Origin of the sequence: Klebsiella michiganensis (assembly GCF_015139575.1) — a bacterium.
In the GTDB taxonomy this organism is placed as follows: domain Bacteria; phylum Pseudomonadota; class Gammaproteobacteria; order Enterobacterales; family Enterobacteriaceae; genus Klebsiella; species Klebsiella michiganensis.
Genome location: NZ_AP022547.1, coordinates 1,809,520 through 1,827,730 on the forward strand (window position 1 = coordinate 1,809,520; position 18,211 = coordinate 1,827,730).

The 18,211-nt window shown below is 59.1% G+C and carries 17 protein-coding genes; 11 read left to right on the plus strand and 6 right to left on the minus strand.

All coding sequences use genetic code 11. The annotated features are described in order from the left end of the window. Nucleotides 1-11 precede the first annotated feature (11 nt). Entirely contained in the window at nucleotides 12-1,451 is a 1,440-nt protein-coding gene (gene mdtQ / locus JLG71_RS08605; protein WP_047723241.1) for a multidrug resistance outer membrane protein MdtQ, read from the plus strand. A gap of 106 nt (nucleotides 1,452-1,557) precedes the next feature. Here mdtQ and JLG71_RS08610 read toward each other — a convergent pair whose 3' ends face one another. Beyond that, nucleotides 1,558-2,127: a DedA family protein gene (locus JLG71_RS08610; RefSeq protein WP_200914103.1), complete on the minus strand. Its 570-nt coding sequence runs from the start codon at nucleotides 2,125-2,127 to the stop codon at nucleotides 1,558-1,560. A gap of 155 nt (nucleotides 2,128-2,282) precedes the next feature. Here JLG71_RS08610 and JLG71_RS08615 point away from each other — a divergent pair, with 155 nt between their 5' ends. Next, nucleotides 2,283-2,870, plus strand: coding sequence for a Yip1 family protein (locus JLG71_RS08615; RefSeq protein ID WP_004122818.1), 588 nt, complete (start codon nucleotides 2,283-2,285; stop codon nucleotides 2,868-2,870). 176 nt (nucleotides 2,871-3,046) lie between these two features. Beyond that, complete coding sequence (gene pbpG / locus JLG71_RS08620) at nucleotides 3,047-3,994, plus strand: D-alanyl-D-alanine endopeptidase (protein ID WP_014230138.1); 948 nt, start codon at nucleotides 3,047-3,049, stop codon at nucleotides 3,992-3,994. A 94-nt stretch (nucleotides 3,995-4,088) separates the two neighbouring features. Here the strand turns inward: pbpG and JLG71_RS08625 are convergent, their stop codons facing one another. Beyond that, on the minus strand, nucleotides 4,089-4,643 hold the full coding sequence (locus JLG71_RS08625) for a GNAT family N-acetyltransferase (RefSeq protein WP_004138576.1): 555 nt from the start codon (nucleotides 4,641-4,643) through the stop codon (nucleotides 4,089-4,091). Between the two features lie 97 nt (nucleotides 4,644-4,740). Next, on the minus strand, nucleotides 4,741-6,483 hold the full coding sequence (gene dld, locus JLG71_RS08630; protein ID WP_200914105.1) for a D-lactate dehydrogenase: 1,743 nt from the start codon (nucleotides 6,481-6,483) through the stop codon (nucleotides 4,741-4,743). A gap of 194 nt (nucleotides 6,484-6,677) precedes the next feature. Between dld and bglX the strand changes: the two genes are divergently transcribed. The 5 genes from bglX to JLG71_RS08655 all read left to right on the plus strand — a co-directional run bounded on the left by bglX (nucleotide 6,678) and on the right by JLG71_RS08655 (nucleotide 12,885). Next, the gene (bglX, locus tag JLG71_RS08635; protein ID WP_071846086.1) at nucleotides 6,678-8,975 is read left to right on the plus strand and encodes a beta-glucosidase BglX; all 2,298 of its coding nucleotides are present in this window, start codon (nucleotides 6,678-6,680) and stop codon (nucleotides 8,973-8,975) included. Nucleotides 8,976-9,141: 166 nt separating this feature from the next. Continuing rightward, entirely contained in the window at nucleotides 9,142-10,059 is a 918-nt protein-coding gene (osmF, locus tag JLG71_RS08640) for a glycine betaine ABC transporter substrate-binding protein OsmF (protein ID WP_032693700.1), read from the plus strand. 7 nt (nucleotides 10,060-10,066) lie between these two features. Further along, on the plus strand, nucleotides 10,067-11,224 hold the full coding sequence (locus JLG71_RS08645) for an ABC transporter permease (protein WP_025106765.1): 1,158 nt from the start codon (nucleotides 10,067-10,069) through the stop codon (nucleotides 11,222-11,224). After that, nucleotides 11,217-12,164, plus strand: coding sequence for an ABC transporter ATP-binding protein (locus JLG71_RS08650; RefSeq protein WP_032750595.1), 948 nt, complete (start codon nucleotides 11,217-11,219; stop codon nucleotides 12,162-12,164). Before JLG71_RS08645 ends, JLG71_RS08650 begins: the two co-directional genes overlap by 8 nt. Beyond that, entirely contained in the window at nucleotides 12,148-12,885 is a 738-nt protein-coding gene (locus tag JLG71_RS08655; protein ID WP_046877134.1) for an ABC transporter permease, read from the plus strand. The genes JLG71_RS08650 and JLG71_RS08655 overlap by 17 nt, the downstream gene beginning before the upstream one ends. On the opposite strand, the gene JLG71_RS08660 is transcribed toward JLG71_RS08655, so the two are convergent. Both JLG71_RS08660 and JLG71_RS08665 read right to left on the minus strand, forming a co-directional pair. Continuing rightward, a complete protein-coding gene (locus JLG71_RS08660) occupies nucleotides 12,860-12,973 on the minus strand; it encodes a protein YohO (RefSeq protein ID WP_004103838.1) in 114 nt (37 codons plus the stop codon). The genes JLG71_RS08655 and JLG71_RS08660 overlap by 26 nt on opposite strands. 747 nt (nucleotides 12,974-13,720) lie before the next feature. Then, nucleotides 13,721-14,479 carry a MerR family transcriptional regulator gene (locus JLG71_RS08665; protein WP_047723253.1) on the minus strand — a complete coding sequence of 253 codons (759 nt, stop codon included), beginning with the start codon at nucleotides 14,477-14,479 and terminating at the stop codon, nucleotides 13,721-13,723. A gap of 210 nt (nucleotides 14,480-14,689) precedes the next feature. Between JLG71_RS08665 and JLG71_RS08670 the strand changes: the two genes are divergently transcribed. Genes JLG71_RS08670 through JLG71_RS08680 form a run of 3 tightly spaced genes read left to right on the plus strand, consistent with a single transcriptional unit; the run spans nucleotide 14,690 to nucleotide 17,612 of the window. After that, nucleotides 14,690-16,378 (plus strand): sensor histidine kinase, encoded by a 1,689-nt coding sequence (locus tag JLG71_RS08670; protein ID WP_004852614.1) that lies wholly within the window; start codon nucleotides 14,690-14,692, stop codon nucleotides 16,376-16,378. Next, a complete protein-coding gene (btsR, locus tag JLG71_RS08675; protein ID WP_004852613.1) occupies nucleotides 16,372-17,091 on the plus strand; it encodes a two-component system response regulator BtsR in 720 nt (239 codons plus the stop codon). Before JLG71_RS08670 ends, btsR begins: the two co-directional genes overlap by 7 nt. Before the next feature lie 53 nt (nucleotides 17,092-17,144). Next, the gene (locus JLG71_RS08680; protein ID WP_049082656.1) at nucleotides 17,145-17,612 is read left to right on the plus strand and encodes a YehS family protein; all 468 of its coding nucleotides are present in this window, start codon (nucleotides 17,145-17,147) and stop codon (nucleotides 17,610-17,612) included. Nucleotides 17,613-17,710: 98 nt separating this feature from the next. On the opposite strand, the gene JLG71_RS08685 is transcribed toward JLG71_RS08680, so the two are convergent. Next, nucleotides 17,711-18,178: a YehR family lipoprotein gene (locus JLG71_RS08685; protein ID WP_014230129.1), complete on the minus strand. Its 468-nt coding sequence runs from the start codon at nucleotides 18,176-18,178 to the stop codon at nucleotides 17,711-17,713. Nucleotides 18,179-18,211 lie beyond the last annotated feature (33 nt).

Sequence of the window (18,211 nt, forward strand, 5' to 3'; positions counted from 1 at the left end):
TGACCGATTTCATGAACCTGACTTTGAGCAAACGCGCGTTGGCTGGCCTGCCACTGGTTATCGCGCTGGCGGGCTGCGCGCCATCGCACGATACTGGCAAGCCGCTCCAGCAGCAGACCCCGGCATCCCACGTTGCAACGGAACTGCCCGCCGCCGTGAAAAACGGCTGGCCGCAGAGCAACTGGTGGCAGGATTACCATGACCCTCAGCTCAATAGCCTGATTCAGCGTGCCTTAGCCAATGCGCCGGACATGCAGATTGCCGAACAGCGCATCAGGCTGGCGGAAGCGCAGGCGCGGATGTCGCAATCCAGCCTGGGGCCGAACCTGGATTTTTCCGCCGATATTGAACGGCAGAAAATGTCCTCCGAGGGGCTGATGGGGCCGTTTGCCACCGATACCGACGGCAATACCGGGCCGTGGTACACCAACGGCACCTTCGGACTGACCGCCGGATGGGATCTGGACCTGTGGGGTAAAAACCGCGCGCTGCTCAAAGCGCGTATCGGTGAAGTCAAAGCCCAGGTCGCCGAAGAAGCCCAGACCCGCGAACTGCTGGCCGGCAGCGTCGCCCGCCTTTACTGGCAGTGGCAGACCGAAGCGGCCATTAAAAACGTGCTGACGCAGGTGAAGCGCGAACAGAATAATGTCGTTACCGTGGATACTGCGCTGTATCAACGCGGGATCACCAACTCGGCCGAAGGGGCGGAGAACGATATTAACGTCAGTAAAACCGATCAGCAGCTCGCCGACGTGGCGGGCAATATGAAGGAGATTGAAGCGCGGCTGATGGCGCTGACCAACAGCCAGAGCCAGGCGCTGAATCTTCATCCGGCGGATTTACCCGCCGTCAGCGCGCAAATGCCCAACCAGCTGGGCTATGAGCTGCTGGCGCGACGCCCTGACCTGCAGGTCGCCCACTGGTATATCGAGGCTTCATTAAGCGAAGTTGATGCCGCGAAAGCCGCGTTTTATCCGGATATCAACCTGATGGCCTTCCTGCAGCAGGATGCCCTGCATCTCAGCGATCTGTTCCGCCACTCTGCCCAGCAGATGGGCGTCACCGCCGGGCTGACCCTGCCGATCTTTGATAGCGGCCGCCTGAACGCGAATCTGGATATCGCCAGCGCGCAAAATGCCCTGTCGATAGCGAAGTACAACAAAGCGGTGGTCGATGCGGTTAATCAGGTGGCGAAAACTGCCAGTCAGATGGAAACGCTGATGGCGAAAAATCAGCAGCAGCAGCAGGTTGAAAAAGATGCTCAGCGGATGGTCGCGCTGGCGCAGGCGCGGATGAACGCCGGGATTATTTCCGGCTCGCGCGTCAGCCTGGCGAAGCTGCCGGCGCTGCAGGAGCGCGTCACCGCGCTGCGCCTGCGCGGCCAGTGGCTTGATGCCAGCATCCAGCTGACCTCCGCGCTGGGCGGCGGGTATCATCAGGCGGCGAAGTAGTTCTGTTTCCCCGGCTCGCGCTGCGCTTAGCCGGGCTACAGGCCCATGCGATCCGTGGAGTCTGTAGCCCGGATAAGGCGTTTACGCCGCCATCCGGTAACTCTCGTCACTCTTTCTTCTTTGCCTCGCGGCGCTTTAGCCACCAGTGCGCCGCAACTACCAGCACCACCGCCAGAATCAGCCAGATCCAGTGCTTCAGATGCGCATCAAGATGATGCAGCCACGGGCCAATCGCTTCCCCGCCGAGATAGCCGAGCGTGGTAAAAATTAACGCCCAGATAATCGCGCCGACAATATTCAGCGGCAGAAACACCTTCGGCGGTAGGCGGCTGGCGCCAATCAGCAGCGGGCCGATAACCCGAAAGCCGTACATAAAGCGGGTGCCGATGACAAACAGGTAGGGGCGACGCTGGATCATCCGCTGGGCCTCTTGGATCCGCTTTTTCTGGCGTGCGAATCGCCGCAGAATCCGTCCGCCAAAGCGTCTGCCGAGTAAATAAAGCAGCTGATCGCCAATCATCCCCCCGAGGGCGACCGAGATAACCACCAGCCAGAACTTCAATAATCCCTGATGTGCCGCCACGCCGCCGAGCAGCGTGATGGTTTCGCCTTCCGCCACGCTGCCAATGACCAGCGCCGCGTAGCCGTACTGGGAAATCAGGTTATTGATATCCATATAAAGATTAACTCCATAAAACGTCAGTCCCTTAATCATACACCCTGATGATAAAAATGCGGGGGAAGCGCATTTTTCTCGCTGTACACAAAATAATCTACAAGGTGAATTATACTTGGATCAGTGCTGTACCACGCCGTGACAAGGGGGACGCTATGAACCATGTCTGGGGGCTCTTCTCTCATCCTAATCAAGAGATGAGCGTTATTAAAAGCGAAAACGAAACCGTTTCGCATCACTATACGCACCATGTGCTGGTCATGGCGGCGGTTCCGGTTATCTGCGCCTTTATTGGCACCACGCAGCTGGGCTGGAACTTCGGCGACGGCACGGTGGTAAAACTGTCGCTGATGACCGGGCTGGCCCTGGCGGTGCTGTTTTACGCCGTGATGCTCGCCGGGGTTGCGGTGATGGGGCGGGTTATCTGGTGGATGGCGCGAAGCTATCCGCAGCGGCCTTCCCTTAAGCGCTGTATGGTTTTCGCCGGCTATGTCGCCACGCCGCTTTTCCTCAGCGGGCTCGTGGCGCTCTATCCGCTGGTGTGGCTGTGCGCGCTGGTCGGGACCGTCGCGCTGCTTTACACCGGCTATCTGCTGTATCTCGGTATTCCCACGTTCCTGGGGATTAATAAAGAAGAGGGGTTGAGCTTCGCCAGCTCGACTCTGGCGATAGGGGTGCTGGTGCTGGAAGTGCTGCTGGCGATCACCGTTATTCTCTGGGGATACGGATATCGGCTCTTCTGATTTAACTCATTGCCGGCATAAATAGATTTTTATGTCGGCAATGCAGCATTTGTTCACGATTCTTATTAGCCAGCTCGCGTTCTGACAAGGTATGATGATTTTTGCCAGCGGCGTCATCACCCCAGCGCCGCGGCGTACGTTCATAACGTGCAAAAATACTTTTCAGAATGTTCACGATGACCAAATTTCGAGTTTCTTTGCTCAGCCTGACGTTGCTGCTGGCTGTGCCTTTTGCGCCCCAGGCGTTGGCTAAAACCTCCACGGCGGTGACCGCCTCCCAGCCGGATATCGCTTCCGGCAGTGCGATGATCGTCGACCTTGCCAGCAAAAAAATCATCTATGCCAGCCAGCCGGACCTGGTTCGCCCGATGGCGTCGATCACCAAGGTGATGACCGCGATGGTGGTCCTTGATGCCCATCTGCCGCTGGATGAGATGCTGACCGTTGATATCAGCCAGACGCCTGAAATGAAAGGGATCTATTCACGGGTGCGTCTGAACAGCCAAATCAGCCGCCGCAATATGCTGCTGCTGGCGCTGATGTCGTCGGAAAACCGCGCCGCCGCCAGCCTGGCGCACCATTACCCGGGCGGCTACGACGCCTTTATCCGCGCGATGAACGCCAAGGCGCAGGCGCTGGGGATGACCCGCACCCGCTACGTTGAGCCCACCGGTCTGTCGATTCATAACGTCTCTACCGCCCGCGATCTGACTAAGCTGCTGATCGCCAGCGAGCAGTATCCGCTGATTGGCCAGCTGAGCACCACCAAAGAAGATATGGCGACATTCGCCCATCCGGCGTATACGCTGCCGTTCCGCAATACCAACCATCTGGTCTACCGCGATAACTGGAATATTCAGCTGACCAAAACCGGCTTTACTAACGCGGCGGGCCACTGCCTGATTATGCGTACGGTGATTAATCAGCGCCCGGTGGCGCTGGTGGTGATGGATGCGTTTGGCAAATATACCCACTTCGCCGACGCCAGCCGCCTGAGAACGTGGATTGAAACGGGAAAAGTGATGCCGGTTCCGGCTTCCGCGCTCAGCTATAAAAAGCAGCGTGAAGCGCAGATGGCCGATGCGATGCTGAAAGGCGGCGCGCAGACCGCGCAGAACGATTAACCCCCATTTCCCCGGATTACGGCGTAAACGCCTTATCCGGGCTACCGAACCGCGCTGTACCGTAGCCCGGCTAAGCGCAGCGCGAGCCGGGGGGTTACTCCGGCAGCGTCCAGTCGCCATCGCCGAGCGGGCGCTGCATAATCAAGGTATCCCGCCAGTCGCCCATCTTATAGCCGACGCTGCGCAGCTGACCCGCCACGCTAAAACCGAACTTTTTATGAATCGCAATCGACCCGGCGTTACTGTGGCCGTCGCCGATAATCGCCAGCATTTGTCGCCACGGTCCCTGTTCGCATTTCTCAATTAACCGGGAGAGCAGGGCGCTGCCGATACCGCGTCCCCCCATTCCCGCCTCAACGTAAATCGACTCTTCCAGGGTGTAGCGGTAGGCCGGACGCGGGCGGTAAAAGGTGGCGTAGCAGTAGCCGACGATGGTGCCGCGCCACAGGGCAACCAGCCACGGCAGCCCGCTATCGCGCACGGTTTTGATTCGCTTGCGCATCTCATCCACGGTTGGCGGGATCTCTTCAAAAGAGGCGCGTCCATTGAGCACGTGCCAGACGTACAGCGCGGCGATAGCGTGGGCGTCATCGGGCAGCGCTTCGCGGATCTCTAAGTCAGCGTCGTGTAGCTTATCCACTGCGGACATGATGGGTTAATTCCTTAAACGGGTTTGCCGGAGAGGAAATTTCTCCGGCGTGCAGCGTAATACAGAAGCCCCGCGGCTGAACAGTCCCCCGTGCGGATTATTGCGGTTCGGTCGCGCTCGTCGGTTTATCCTGCGCTTCGCCCCAGTATTTTTGCTTACTGGTTTTGCCAATCCCCGGGTTCATGCTGTTGGTGGGATCGTTTTCGCGATAGAAGCGTTTTAAGCTTTCCGGCGCTTCATACAGATGGCCGACGTTATGCTCGGCCGGATATTGGGCGCCCCGCTCCTTCAGCAGCGCCAGCATTTTCTCTTTCAGTTCGTGGGCATCGACGCCTTTTTTCACGATGTAATCCTGATGGAAAACGTGGCACATAAAGTGGCCGTAATAGAGCTTATGCACCAGCTGGCTATCGATATCGGCGGGAAGATGCTCAAACCATTCGGTGTCGTTACGGCGCAGGGCGATGTCCAGCGCCAGAATATCTTCCACCTCATCGGCGTGAACCGCCTGGTAGCGGATCGCCGCACCCGCGGCGGCAAAGCGGTGCAGGAAGGCTTTGCTGCCTTCTTCTGCGGTGCAGACGAAGAAATCCCCTTCGGCATTCTGGAAATACTCCCCAAGCCAGGCCTGAGCCTCTTCGATGCCGTCGCCCGCCATTTTCAGCAGCAGATGGTGTTCGTATTTATCGCGCCAGGTTTTCATTCGCTCCGGCAGATGCGACGGGAAGACGTGACCCAGCTTTTGCATAAAGCGGTCGGTGAAGTGCGGCTTAAACAGCGACACTTTCTCCAGCATCGCGTCGGTGCGGCCCTTCATGGTAAAGAAGAACGGCATTTTATCGGTGCCGAGCTTGTCGATCATCAGGAAGGTGTCTTTCCCGTACTGCTCGGCGATGTCGTAAATATCGCGGTGCATGTACTCGCCCGCCACCGGCAGATGGTTGAACTCGGCGAGAATATGGCGGCGAATTTCGGTCAGCACGTCCGGGCGGTTGGTGCCGATGTAGAACACCTGCTGGCGTTTTTCCGCCGGGAAGGTATCGAGGCGCACGGCGAACACCGCCAGCTTGCCGGCGCAGCCCGAGGATTCAAACAGGCGGTCCGGGTCGGCGTTGTAGCGCGCCGGGGTATCGGCATTCACGTCGCGCACGCGGGTGACGTAATCATGATCGTGGGCGTGGCGGCCGTCGTGGCGCACATCTTCATCTTTAACCCGTTCGTCGTCGAGGCGGCTGAGGATTTGCTCTGGCGTGGTGCCGAGGTCAATGCCGAGGTGGTTCACCAGCGTCAGCTTGCCGTTTTCATCAATTTGCGCGTACAGCGACATTTCGGTATACGCCGGGCCGCGCTGTACCAGCGAGCCGCCGGAGTTGTTGCAGATCCCGCCGACCACCGATGCCCCGATGCAGGATGAACCAATGACCGAGTGCGGTTCGCGACCCAGCGGCTTCAGCGCTTTTTCCAGCGAATAGAGCGTCGTGCCGGGATAAGCCAGCACCTGCTCGCCTTTATCCAGCAGATGCAGTTTATCCAGGCGCAGGGTGCTGATAATGACGATATCGCGGTCATAATCGTTACCGTTCGGCGTTGAGCCTTCGGTCAGGCCGGTGTTGGCCGCCTGCATCAGAATGATTTTATCGGCGTCGACGCAGGCGTTCAGCACGCGCCACAGCTCCAGCAGGGTACCGGGAAAGACCACCGCCAGCGCGTCGCCCTGGCCGGAGCGAAAGCCTTTACGGTAGCGCTGGGTTTTAGCCGGGTCGGTGAGCAGATGGGACGAGCCGACCAGACGGGCGAGTTCAGCCAGAAAAGCGTTGTTATAGGTTGTTGCAGATGACATGTTCCACTCCTTGTGGTGGTACAAAATTATCAAAAATAAGAATAGCGCTTTGTATGACAATTTGATGCATCAATGTTTCTAAAAATCAGAGAACAACGCGCGCTTTATTCAGGCGTCTCGTTTATGTTTATGGCAGACTTCGATTTTTGCTATCTTTTCGCCGATCTGGTCGACTGGAACAATGAGGGATAAAAATGAAATGGCTTTGTACTGTAGGCGTCGCTGTGAGCCTGGCGCTGCAACCGGCGCTGGCGGATGAATTGTTCGGCAATCATCCCCTAACGCCGCAGGCGCGGGATGCGTTTGTGACGGAACTGCTGACGAAAATGACGGTGGATGAAAAAATCGGTCAGCTGCGCTTAATTAGCGTCGGCCCGGATAACCCGAAAGAGGCCATCCGCGAGATGATCAAAGAAGGCCAGGTGGGGGCGATTTTTAACACCGTGACCCGCCATGATATCCGCATTATGCAGGATCAGGTGATGGAACTCAGCCGCCTGAAAATCCCGCTCTTTTTCGCCTATGACGTGCTCCACGGCCAGCGTACCGTCTTTCCGATTAGCCTTGGCCTGGCCTCCTCTTTTAACCTCGACGCGGTGAACACCGTCGGGCGGGTGTCGGCTTACGAAGCGGCCGATGATGGCCTGAACATGACCTGGGCGCCGATGGTCGACGTCTCCCGCGATCCGCGCTGGGGCCGCGCTTCTGAAGGGTTCGGGGAAGATACCTACCTGACCACCGAGATGGGCAGGGCGATGGTGGAGTCGATGCAGGGGAAAAGCCCGGCCGATCGCTACTCGGTGATGACCAGCGTCAAGCACTTTGCCGCCTACGGCGCGGTCGAAGGCGGCAAAGAGTACAACACCGTTGATATGAGCCCGCAGCGCCTGTTCAACGACTATATGCCGCCCTACAAAGCGGGGCTGGATGCGGGCAGCGGCGCGGTTATGGTGGCGCTCAACTCGCTCAACGGTACCCCGGCGACCTCCGACGCCTGGCTGCTTAAGGACGTGCTGCGCGACCAGTGGGGCTTTAAAGGCATCACCGTCTCCGACCATGGCGCTATCAAAGAGCTGATCAAACACGGCGTGGCGTCGGACCCGGAAGACGCGGTGCGCGTGGCGCTGAAGTCCGGCATCAATATGAGCATGAGCGACGAGTACTACAGCAAGTATCTGCCGGGACTGGTGAAGTCCGGTAAGGTGACGATGGCGGAGCTGGATGACGCGACCCGCCACGTGCTGAACGTGAAATATGATATGGGCCTGTTTAACGACCCGTATAGCCACCTGGGGCCGAAGGATTCCGATCCGCAGGATACCAACGCCGAAAGCCGCCTGCATCGCAAAGAAGCGCGCGAAGTGGCGCGCGAAAGCCTGGTGCTGCTGAAAAACCGCCTCGATACGCTGCCGTTGAAAAAATCGGGCACTATCGCGGTAATCGGCGCGCTGGCCGACAGCAAGCGCGACATGATGGGCAGCTGGTCGGCGGCGGGCGTGGCCGATCAGTCGGTCACCGTGCTGACCGGTTTGCAGAACGCGCTGGGCGACAAAGGCAAGATTATCTATGCCAAAGGCGCCAATGTCACTGACGATAAAGGCATCGTCGACTTCCTCAATCTGTACGAGAAAGCGGTGCAGGTTGACTCGCGCTCGCCGCAGGAGATGATTGACGAAGCCGTGGCGGCGGCGAAGCAGTCCGACGTGGTGGTTGCCGTGGTGGGCGAGGCGCAGGGCATGGCCCACGAAGCCTCCAGCCGCACCGACATCACCCTGCCGCCGAGCCAGCGCGCCCTGATTAGCGCGCTGAAAGCGACCGGTAAACCGCTGGTGCTGGTGCTAATGAACGGTCGTCCGCTGGCGCTGGTGAAAGAGGATCAGCAGGCTGATGCGATCCTCGAAACCTGGTTTGCCGGTACCGAAGGCGGCAACGCTATTGCCGATGTGCTGTTCGGCGACTACAACCCGTCTGGCAAGCTGCCCATGTCCTTCCCGCGCTCGGTCGGGCAGATCCCGACCTACTACAGCCATCTCAACACCGGTCGCCCGTACAATGCGGATAAGCCGAACAAGTACACCTCGCGCTACTTTGACGAAGCCAACGGCCCGCTCTATCCGTTTGGCTACGGCCTGAGCTACACCACCTTTAGCGTTTCCGACGTGAAAATGTCGGCGCCGACCCTGCAGCGCGACGGCAGCGTGACCGCCAGCGTGCAGGTAACCAATACCGGCAAGCGCGAAGGGGCGACGGTGATTCAGCTTTATCTGCAGGACGTTACCGCTTCCATGAGCCGTCCGGTGAAAATGCTGCGCGGCTTTAAAAAGGTGACCCTCAAGCCGGGCGAGACGCAAACCGTCAGCTTCCCGATTGACGTTGAAGCGCTGAAGTTCTGGAACCAGCAGATGAAGTACGACGCCGAGCCGGGTAAATTCAACGTCTTTATCGGCGTCGACTCCGCCCGCGTGAAGCAGAGCGAGTTTGAACTGCTGTAATGGTGATTTGTCGCCCGGGTAAGGCTGCGGCCGCCATCCGGGAACACGCATTCCTTACCCCAAAGGCCGATTTATCGGCCTTTTCTTTTTCCGCTCCGCCCCAAATGAACTACGCTTTTTGCTTAAGCTCCTGTTAATGGAGCGCAAATTAAAGAGGGACGCGAGGATGATTAAGGCAAGTATGTGGTCCGGCACGCTGGCGCTGGCGGCCCTGATAAGCCTGCCGCTGCAGGCGGCGGAGCCGGTTAAGGTCGGCTCAAAAATTGACACCGAAGGGGCGCTGCTCGGCAATATTATTTTGCAGGTTCTGGAAAGCCACGGGGTGAAAACCGTCAATAAAATCCAGCTCGGCACCACCCCGGTGGTGCGCGGGGCGATAACCGCCGGAGAGCTGGACATTTACCCGGAATATACCGGCAACGGCGCGTTCTTCTTCAAAGAGGAGAACGACCCGGCGTGGAAAAACGCGCAGCAGGGATACGAAAAAGTCAAAAAGCTGGACGCGGAAAAGAATAAGCTCGTCTGGCTTACCCCGGCTCCGGCCAACAACACCTGGACTATCGCCGTCCGTCAGGATCTGGCGGAGAAAAACCACCTCGCCTCATTAAGTGACCTTGCCGGCTATCTGAAAAAGGGCGGTGACTTTAAGCTGGCCGCCTCGGCGGAATTTATTGAACGGCCGGACGCGCTGCCGGCGTTTGAAAAAGCCTACGACTTCACGCTCAAGCAAAATCAGCTGCTGTCGCTGGCGGGCGGCGATACGGCGGTCACCATCAAAGCGGCGGCGCAGCAAACCTCCGGCGTGAATGCGGCGATGGCCTACGGTACCGATGGCCCGGTCGCCGCGCTGGGTCTGCAAACCCTGAGCGACCCGAAGGGCGTGCAGCCGATTTATGCGCCCACGCCGGTCGTACGTGAAGCGGTGTTAAAAGCGTATCCGCAGATAGCCGACTGGCTACAGCCGGTCTTCGCCAGCCTGGATGAAAAGACGCTGCAAAAGCTGAACGCCAGTATTGCGGTTGAGGGCCTGGATGCGAAGAAAGTCGCCGCCGACTATCTGCAACAGAAAGGGCTGCTGAAGTAGGGCGCGCGTGACCACTCGTTGCTGTAACCGGGTTGCGCTGCTGCTGGCATTCCTCCTGCTGCTGGCGATGGCGCTGCCGTTTATTAACTATGCGCCTAACCGGCTGTTATCCGGCGAGGGGCGCTGGCTATGGCAGGTCTGGCCGTGGCTGGCGGGCGTACAGGGGGCGGCAGGGCTGCTGATAGCGCTGCTGAGCTGGCGTCCCGGGCGTCTCCCGCTGCTGGTTATCTTCCTGCTGGCGGATCTGCTGCTGCCTTTATTGCTGTGGGGAGCCGGCAGTGCGGCGGTACAGCTGGCTCAGAGCGGTTCTCCGCTGGCCCGCACCTCGCCGGGAAGCGGCCTGTGGCTGGCGCTGGCGCTGTGCCTGCTTATCGCCAGCGATGCCGTTCGTCGCCTGACGACCCGAGCCCTGTGGCGCTGGCTGCTGAACGCGCAGGTCTGGCTGCTGCCCGCGCTGCTGCTGGGGCTCGGCGCGCTCGATGGCCTCTCTTTGCTGAAAGAGTATTTCAATCGCCGCGAGGTGTTTGACGATGCGCTGTCCCAGCATGTGACGCTGCTGTTGGGGACCCTGCTGCCGGGGCTGCTGATTGGCTTACCCGTTGGCGTCTGGCTCTGGCGCTACCCCCGCTGGCAATCGCCGGTTTTTGCCGTTCTCAACGTGATTCAGACCGTTCCCTCCGTCGCGCTTTTTGGCCTGCTTATCGCGCCGCTGGCCGGGCTGGCGCGCCAGTTTCCGTCGCTGGCGCAGCTCGGCGTTTCCGGCACCGGCATCACGCCGGCGCTGATTGCGCTGGTGCTGTATGCGCTATTGCCGCTGGTACGCGGGGTGACGATCGGCCTTCAGCAGGTGCCGCGCGAAGCGCTGGAGAGCGCGACGGCGATGGGGATGAGCGGCGTGCAGCGCTTTCGTCAGGTACAGCTACCGCTGGCGTTGCCGGTGTTGTTGCGCAGCCTGCGGGTGGTCAGCGTACAAACCGTGGGTATGGCGGTGGTGGCGGCCCTGATTGGCGCGGGCGGCTTCGGCGCGCTGGTTTTCCAGGGGCTGCTCAGCAGCGCGCTGGATCTGGTGCTGCTGGGGGTTATCCCGACCATCGCGCTGGCGGTGGTGGTGGATGCGTTATTCGCGCTGTGGGGCGCATTACTGAAAGGAGAGGCCCGTGATTGAGTTCGACGGCGTCAATAAAGCCTTTGCCGGAGAGCCTGCGGTGAAAAACCTCAATCTGCATCTGCGCGAGGGGGCATTTTCGGTGCTGATTGGCACCTCCGGCTCGGGGAAGTCGACCACGCTGAAGATGATTAATCGCCTGGTGGAGCACGACAGCGGGACGATCCGTTTCGCCGGGCAGGATATTCGCCAGCAGCCGGTGCTCGAACTGCGCCGCAGAATGGGCTACGCCATCCAGTCCATCGGCCTGTTCCCCCACTGGACGGTGGCGCAGAACATTGCCACCGTCCCGCAGCTGCAAAAGTGGTCGCGGCAGAAGACCCAGGCGCGGGTCGATGAGCTGATGGCCTTGCTGGGGCTGGAGCCGGGCCTGCGCGAACGCTACCCGCATCAGCTTTCCGGCGGCCAGCAGCAGCGCGTCGGCGTGGCGCGCGCGCTGGCCGCCAACCCGGAAGTGCTGCTGATGGATGAACCCTTCGGCGCGCTCGATCCGGTGACGCGCGAAGCCTTGCAGCAGGAGATGATCCGCATTCATCGCCTGCTGGGACGCACTATTGTGCTGGTGACTCACGATATCGATGAGGCACTGCGGCTGGCGGACCATCTGGTGTTGATGGACGGCGGCGAAGTGGTACAGCAGGGTGAGCCGATGCAGATGCTGCTGGAGCCAAAAAATGCGTTTGTGGAGACGTTCTTTGGCCGTAGCGAACTGGGCGTGCGCCTGCTGTCGCTACGCGGCGTGAGTGATTATCTGCGCCGCGATGAGCGCCTGGCGGGGGACGTGTTGAACGTGACGATGACCCTGCGCGAGGCGCTGTCGCAGTTCGTTGCTCATCGCCGCGAGGTGCTGCCGGTGGTCGATGAGCAGGGAGAGGCCTGCGGGACGCTGCATTTTGCCGACCTGCTGCGCGAGGAGGCCCGGCGTGAAGGTGCTGCGTGATCCGCTGCTGTGGCTCAGCGCCATGTTTATCGCGCTGCTGCTGGCGTTGCCCTACAGCGCGCCGCTGTTCAGCGCGCTGTTTCCCGAACTGCCGCGTCCGGTTTATCAGCAGGAGAGTTTTGTTTCTCTTACCCTGGCGCACTTTTGGCTGGTGGCGCTCTCCAGCCTCGCGGCTACGGTGGTGGGCGTCGTCGCCGGGATTGCGGTCACCCGTCCGGCGGGGCATGAGTTTCGCCCGCTGGTGGAGACGATTGCCGCAATGGGGCAGACGTTTCCGCCGGTCGCGGTGCTGGCGATTGCGGTTCCGGTGATGGGGTTTGGCTGGCAGCCCGCGCTTATTGCGCTGGTGCTGTACGGCATCTTACCGGTTTTGCAGGGCACGCTGGCCGGGATTGGGGCGGTACCGTCCGGTGTGTTAGCTATCGCTCAGGGAATGGGGATGACCGGCTGGCAGAGGCTGATAAAAGTTGAGCTGCCGCTGGCGGCGCCGGTGATGCTGGCCGGAATTCGTACCTCGACCATCGTCAATATCGGTACGGCGACCATTGCTTCAACCGTCGGCGCGAATACGCTCGGCACGCCGATTGTTATCGGCCTCAGCGGATTTAATACCGCTTATGTGATTCAGGGGGCGCTGCTGGTGGCGCTGGCGGCGATTATCGTCGACCGGGGGTTTGAACGGCTGAACCAGCGAATCAGCCGACACCACCGCGAACAATAAATGAATAACCGGCCAGCATCACGCCGCCGATGCCGCTGATGGCCATAAATAAGAACAGGGTAATCACCGCAATTTTCGCTGGCTTCATAATAGGCTCCTGATGTTAACGCAGGGATTATACGGTGAAGCGCAGGTGTTAATAAAACATTAATTGCTTTTTAGCTACGACAACCACCCCCGGCTTGCGCTGCGCTTAGCCGGGCTACGGTTCATCAACGTCTGCGGGCCGGTAGCCCGGGTAAGGCGTTTACGCCGCAACCCGGGGAATGTGCCGCGACGTGGCATTGCTGCGGCTTCTACCCGGCTTGCGCTGCGCTTAGCCGGGCTACAGGTTCATCACCGTCTGCGGGCCGGTAGCCCGGGTAAGGCGTTTACGCCGCAACCCGGGGAATGTGCCGCGACGTGGCATTGCTGCGGTTTCTACCCGGCTTGCGCTGCGCTTAGCCGGGCTACAGGTTTATCACCGTCTGCGGGCCGGTAGCCCGGGTAAGGCGTTTACGCCGCAACCCGGGGAATGTGCCGCGACGTAGCGTTGCTGCGGCTTCTACCCGCTTGCGCTGCGCTTAGCCGGGCTACGGTTCATCACCGTCTGCGGGCCGGTAGCCCGGGTAAGGCGTTTACGCCGCAACCCGGGGAATGTGCCGCGATGTGGCATTGCTGCGGTTTCTACCCGGCTTGCGCTGCGCTTAGCCGGGCTACGGTTCATCACCGTCTGCGGGCCGGTAGCCCGGGTAAGGCGTTTACGCCGCAACCCGGGGAATGTGCCGCGATGTGGCATTGCTGCGGTTTCTACCCGGCCACAGATTGCAGATAACCCGTAGCCCGGACAGGCGCGTCAGGCGCCGCCTCCGGGAGACGTGGCAGTGGCGTGATTCAGCCAGATAATCTGGCCCTGCTGCTCCCAGAGGCGCATTTGATTGACCTGGGCGCTACAGGGCGCTTCTCCACACCAGACCATCAGCGTACTCTCCGGGAAAAGCTCCGGTCGGAGCTGGTTCAGCGAATGGGCGAGAATGTCCACCCGCCAGCCCTGTTCGCTGGCTATCCAGCCCTCCAGCCATAGCCGGGTGATATCATTCACATTCCAGCCGATAATCAGCGCATGGCTGCCGGGATATTTTGCCGTGGATGAAAGAGTGCGGGCGATATGATTAATCAGAATACCATCAAGGATGCCCCGCAGCGCCAGCAGCGTGGGCTGCGGGCTAAGCAGGCGCTGGCGTAATGGATTAATCAGATTCTTCACCAGAATTTGCGCTGACTCGCTGTGGTTGCGCTCCTTAAGCCACATACGCAGGCGATGATAGCTACCGTTTTGCAGATAACCGAGCAAAATTTCCTGCTGCTTGCGCCAGCCGTCGGCTACCTCCTGCTCATTATCCATCAGCAGCGTTTTCACTTTCCCCACCTGCACGCCGGAGTCAATCCAGCGTTTAATTTCGCGAATCCGGTCTATCTCATATTCGTTGAACAGGCGGTGGCCGCCGTCGGTACGCTGGGGTTTCAGTAATCCGTAGCGCCGCTGCCAGGCGCGTAACGTCACGGGATTGATATCGCAAAGCTGGGCCACTTCGCCGATTGTATAAAGCGCCATTTTCTCCTCCCGCTGTGTTCTCCTCCATTAACTGTAGAAGCTGTTTGCCGAAGCGGGAATTTTTGTCTGTTTTTTGTACATATTTGAGCCGGCGAGACGCGAAGAAATGTGATCCTGAACATGAATTATCATTTTCATGTATTGCTTCAAAGAAAGTTATAAGCAAGCAGTGTATGTTACGCGCTTTCAAATGAAGTGTGGTCTGCGGGTATGTACGAGTTTGATCTGGTGTTGCTGCTGCTTCAGCAGATGTGCGTGTTTTTGGTCATTGCGTGGCTGATGAGCAAAACGCGGCTGTTCATCCCGTTAATGCAGGTCACCGTCCGGCTGCCGCATAAGCTCCTGTGCTACGTAACCTTCTCCATTTTCTGCATCCTCGGTACCTACTTCGGGCTGCATATCGAAGACTCGATCGCCAATACGCGCGCCATCGGCGCGGTGATGGGGGGCCTGCTGGGCGGGCCGGTGGTTGGCGGCCTGGTGGGGCTGACCGGCGGGCTTCACCGCTACTCGCTGGGCGGCATGACCGCGCTGAGCTGTATGGTATCCACCATCGTAGAAGGGCTACTCGGCGGGCTGGTACACAGTATTCTGGTCAAACGCGGGCGGCCGGACAAAGTCTTCAGCCCGCTCACCGCCGGCGCGATCACCTTTTTCGCCGAGATGGTGCAGATGCTGATTATTCTGCTTATCGCTCGCCCGTTCGAAGATGCCCTGCATCTGGTACAAAGCATCGCCGCGCCCATGATGGTCACCAACACCGTCGGGGCGGCGCTATTTATGCGCATCCTGCTGGATAAGCGAGCGATGTTTGAAAAATACACCTCGGCCTTTTCGGCTACGGCGCTGAAGGTCGCCGCTTCGACGGAGGGGATCCTGCGCCAGGGGTTCAACGAAGAGAACAGCATGAAGGTCGCGCAGGTGCTGATCCAGGAGCTGGATATCGGCGCGGTGGCGATAACCGATCGCGACAAGCTGCTGGCGTTTACCGGAATCGGCGACGATCACCACCTCCCGGGCAAACCCATCTCTTCGCTCTATACCCAAAAGGCGATAGATACCGGCGAAGTTGTTTACGCCGACGGCAACGAGGTGCCTTACCGCTGCTCGATTCATCCGAACTGCAAGCTGGGCTCGACGCTGGTTATCCCGCTGCGCGGCGAAAATCAGCGGGTCATCGGTACCATTAAACTCTATGAAGCGAAAAACCGCCTGTTTAGCTCCATCAACCGCACGCTGGGGGAGGGAATTGCGCAACTGCTGTCGGCGCAGATCCTGGCCGGACAGTATGAGCGGCAAAAGGCGCTGCTGACGCAGTCGGAAATCAAGCTGCTGCACGCCCAGGTGAACCCGCACTTCCTGTTCAACGCGCTGAATACGCTAAAAGCGGTGATTCGCCGCGATAGCGACCAGGCCGGGCAGCTGGTGCAGTATCTGTCGACCTTTTTCCGCAAAAATCTGAAGCGGCCAGCGGAGATCGTGACCCTGGCCGATGAGATTGAACATGTGAACGCCTATTTGCAGATTGAGAAAGCGCGTTTTCAGACCAATTTGCAGATTCATATGCTGGTGCCCGAGGCGCTGGGGCAGCATCAGCTACCGGCGTTTACCCTGCAGCCAATCGTCGAAAACGCGATTAAACACGGGACTTCGCAGCACCTTGGGGTGGGCGAAATCACCATCCGCGCCAGTCAGCAAGAGCGCTGGCTGCAGCTGGATATTGAAGATAATGCCGGGCTGTATCAGGACAAACCCAGCGCCAGCGGGCTGGGCATGAACCTGGTCGACCGCAGACTGCGGGCGCGCTTTGGCACCGACTGCGGGATCACCGTAACCTGCGAGCCGGAATGTTTTACCCGCGTCACGCTGAGACTGCCTCTGGAGGAAAGCGCATGTTAAAAGTATTAATTGTCGACGACGAGCCGCTGGCGCGTGAAAACCTGCGTATTTTGCTGGAGACCCAGCCTGATATTGAGATCGTTGGCGAATGCGGGAATGCCGTCGAGGCGATTGGCGCGGTACATAAGCTGCGCCCGGACGTGCTGTTTCTGGATATCCAGATGCCGCGCATCAGCGGTCTGGAGATGGTCGGCATGCTCGATCCGCAGCATCGGCCCTATATCGTCTTCCTTACCGCGTTTGACGAGTACGCGGTGAAGGCCTTTGAAGAGCACGCGTTTGATTATTTACTCAAGCCGATTGAGTCCGCCCGGCTGGAAAAAACGCTGTTTCGCCTGCGCCAGGAGCGCAGCCTGCAGGATATGACCGTGCTCGACGATACCCAGCAGGCGCTAAAATATATTCCCTGCACCGGACACAGCCGGATCTGGCTACTGCAGATGGAAGACGTGGCCTTCGTCAGCAGCCGGATGAGCGGGATTTACGTGACCGACCGCGAAGGGAAGGAGGGCTTTACCGAGCTCACCCTGCGCACGCTCGAGAGCCGAACGCCGCTGCTGCGCTGCCATCGTCAGTACCTGGTAAACATGTCCCATCTCAAGGAGATCCGCTTTGAGGAGAACGGCCAGGCGGAGCTGCTGATGCGCGCCGGGCAAACGGTGCCGGTCAGCCGCCGCTACCTGAAGAGCCTGAAAGAGGCGATTGGGCTGTAAAACGGCGGAATCGTGATAGACTTAGCGGCAGATTTTTTCATCATGAAGGCAATATGATCAGTAACGATATTCTCCGTAGCCTGCGCTACACCCTGAAAACCAATAACAGCGGCCTGGTTCGTATTTTTGCCCTGGCGGATGCGCCGGTCAGCGCGGAACAGCTGGTTCCCTGGCTGAAAAAAGAAGACGAAGAGGGGTTTGCGCGCTGCCCGGATATCGTGCTGTCGAATTTCCTCAACGGCCTGATTTACGACAAACGCGGTAAAGATGCGTCCGCGCCGCCGCTGGCGGTCGAACGCCGGGTGAATAATAACATCGTGCTGAAAAAGCTGCGTATTGCCTTCTCCCTGAAGACGGATGATATTCTCGCTATCCTCACCCAGCAGAAATTCCGCGTCTCCATGCCGGAAATCACCGCCATGATGCGCGCCCCGGATCATAAAAACTTCCGCGAATGCGGCGACCAGTTCCTGCGCTACTTTTTGCGCGGACTGACCGAGCGCGAACACGCGAAATCCTGATATGCCTCCCCGGCTTGCGCTGCGCTGAGCCGGGCTACTAAATGCGCGGCTCCGTAGCCCGGCTCAGCGCAGCGCAAGCCGGGAGTACTCCGCACCAGTCAGGGCTGTTTCACTTCTTTAAAACCCTGCGATTTCAGCAATTTCTCCGACTCGCTCAGCGAAATGAACTTTTGTGAACAGTCGGAAAAACTGGCCCCCGGCAAGTGACACAGCTCGCTGATTTTAGCCTGATTAAAGTCGATGGAGAGGTGTTCCTGCGCGACGTTCTCTTTATAGTCGACGCTGTGGGTAACGCCTTTGATTTTGCTGTAGGCCGCGCCGATAGGGTCGATGACCTTGCGCGCCTGCTCTTCGTTACTTACCCCGAGTGATTGATAGGGGATAGTATTCTCAGCGTCCTGGCGGGTGACGACATCGCCTTTGTAGTGATAGATGTAGGTCAGATCAACGCCGTTGATCGTATTGTTAAACGTTTTGACCTCATCTTTGTTATTATCGCAGCCGACAAGCGCAGCCATCAATAGCGTGGCGCCCAGAGCGGCGGTCATCCTGCGGTTAAATTTCATTATCATTCCTTGTTAATCAATCATCATCTCTAA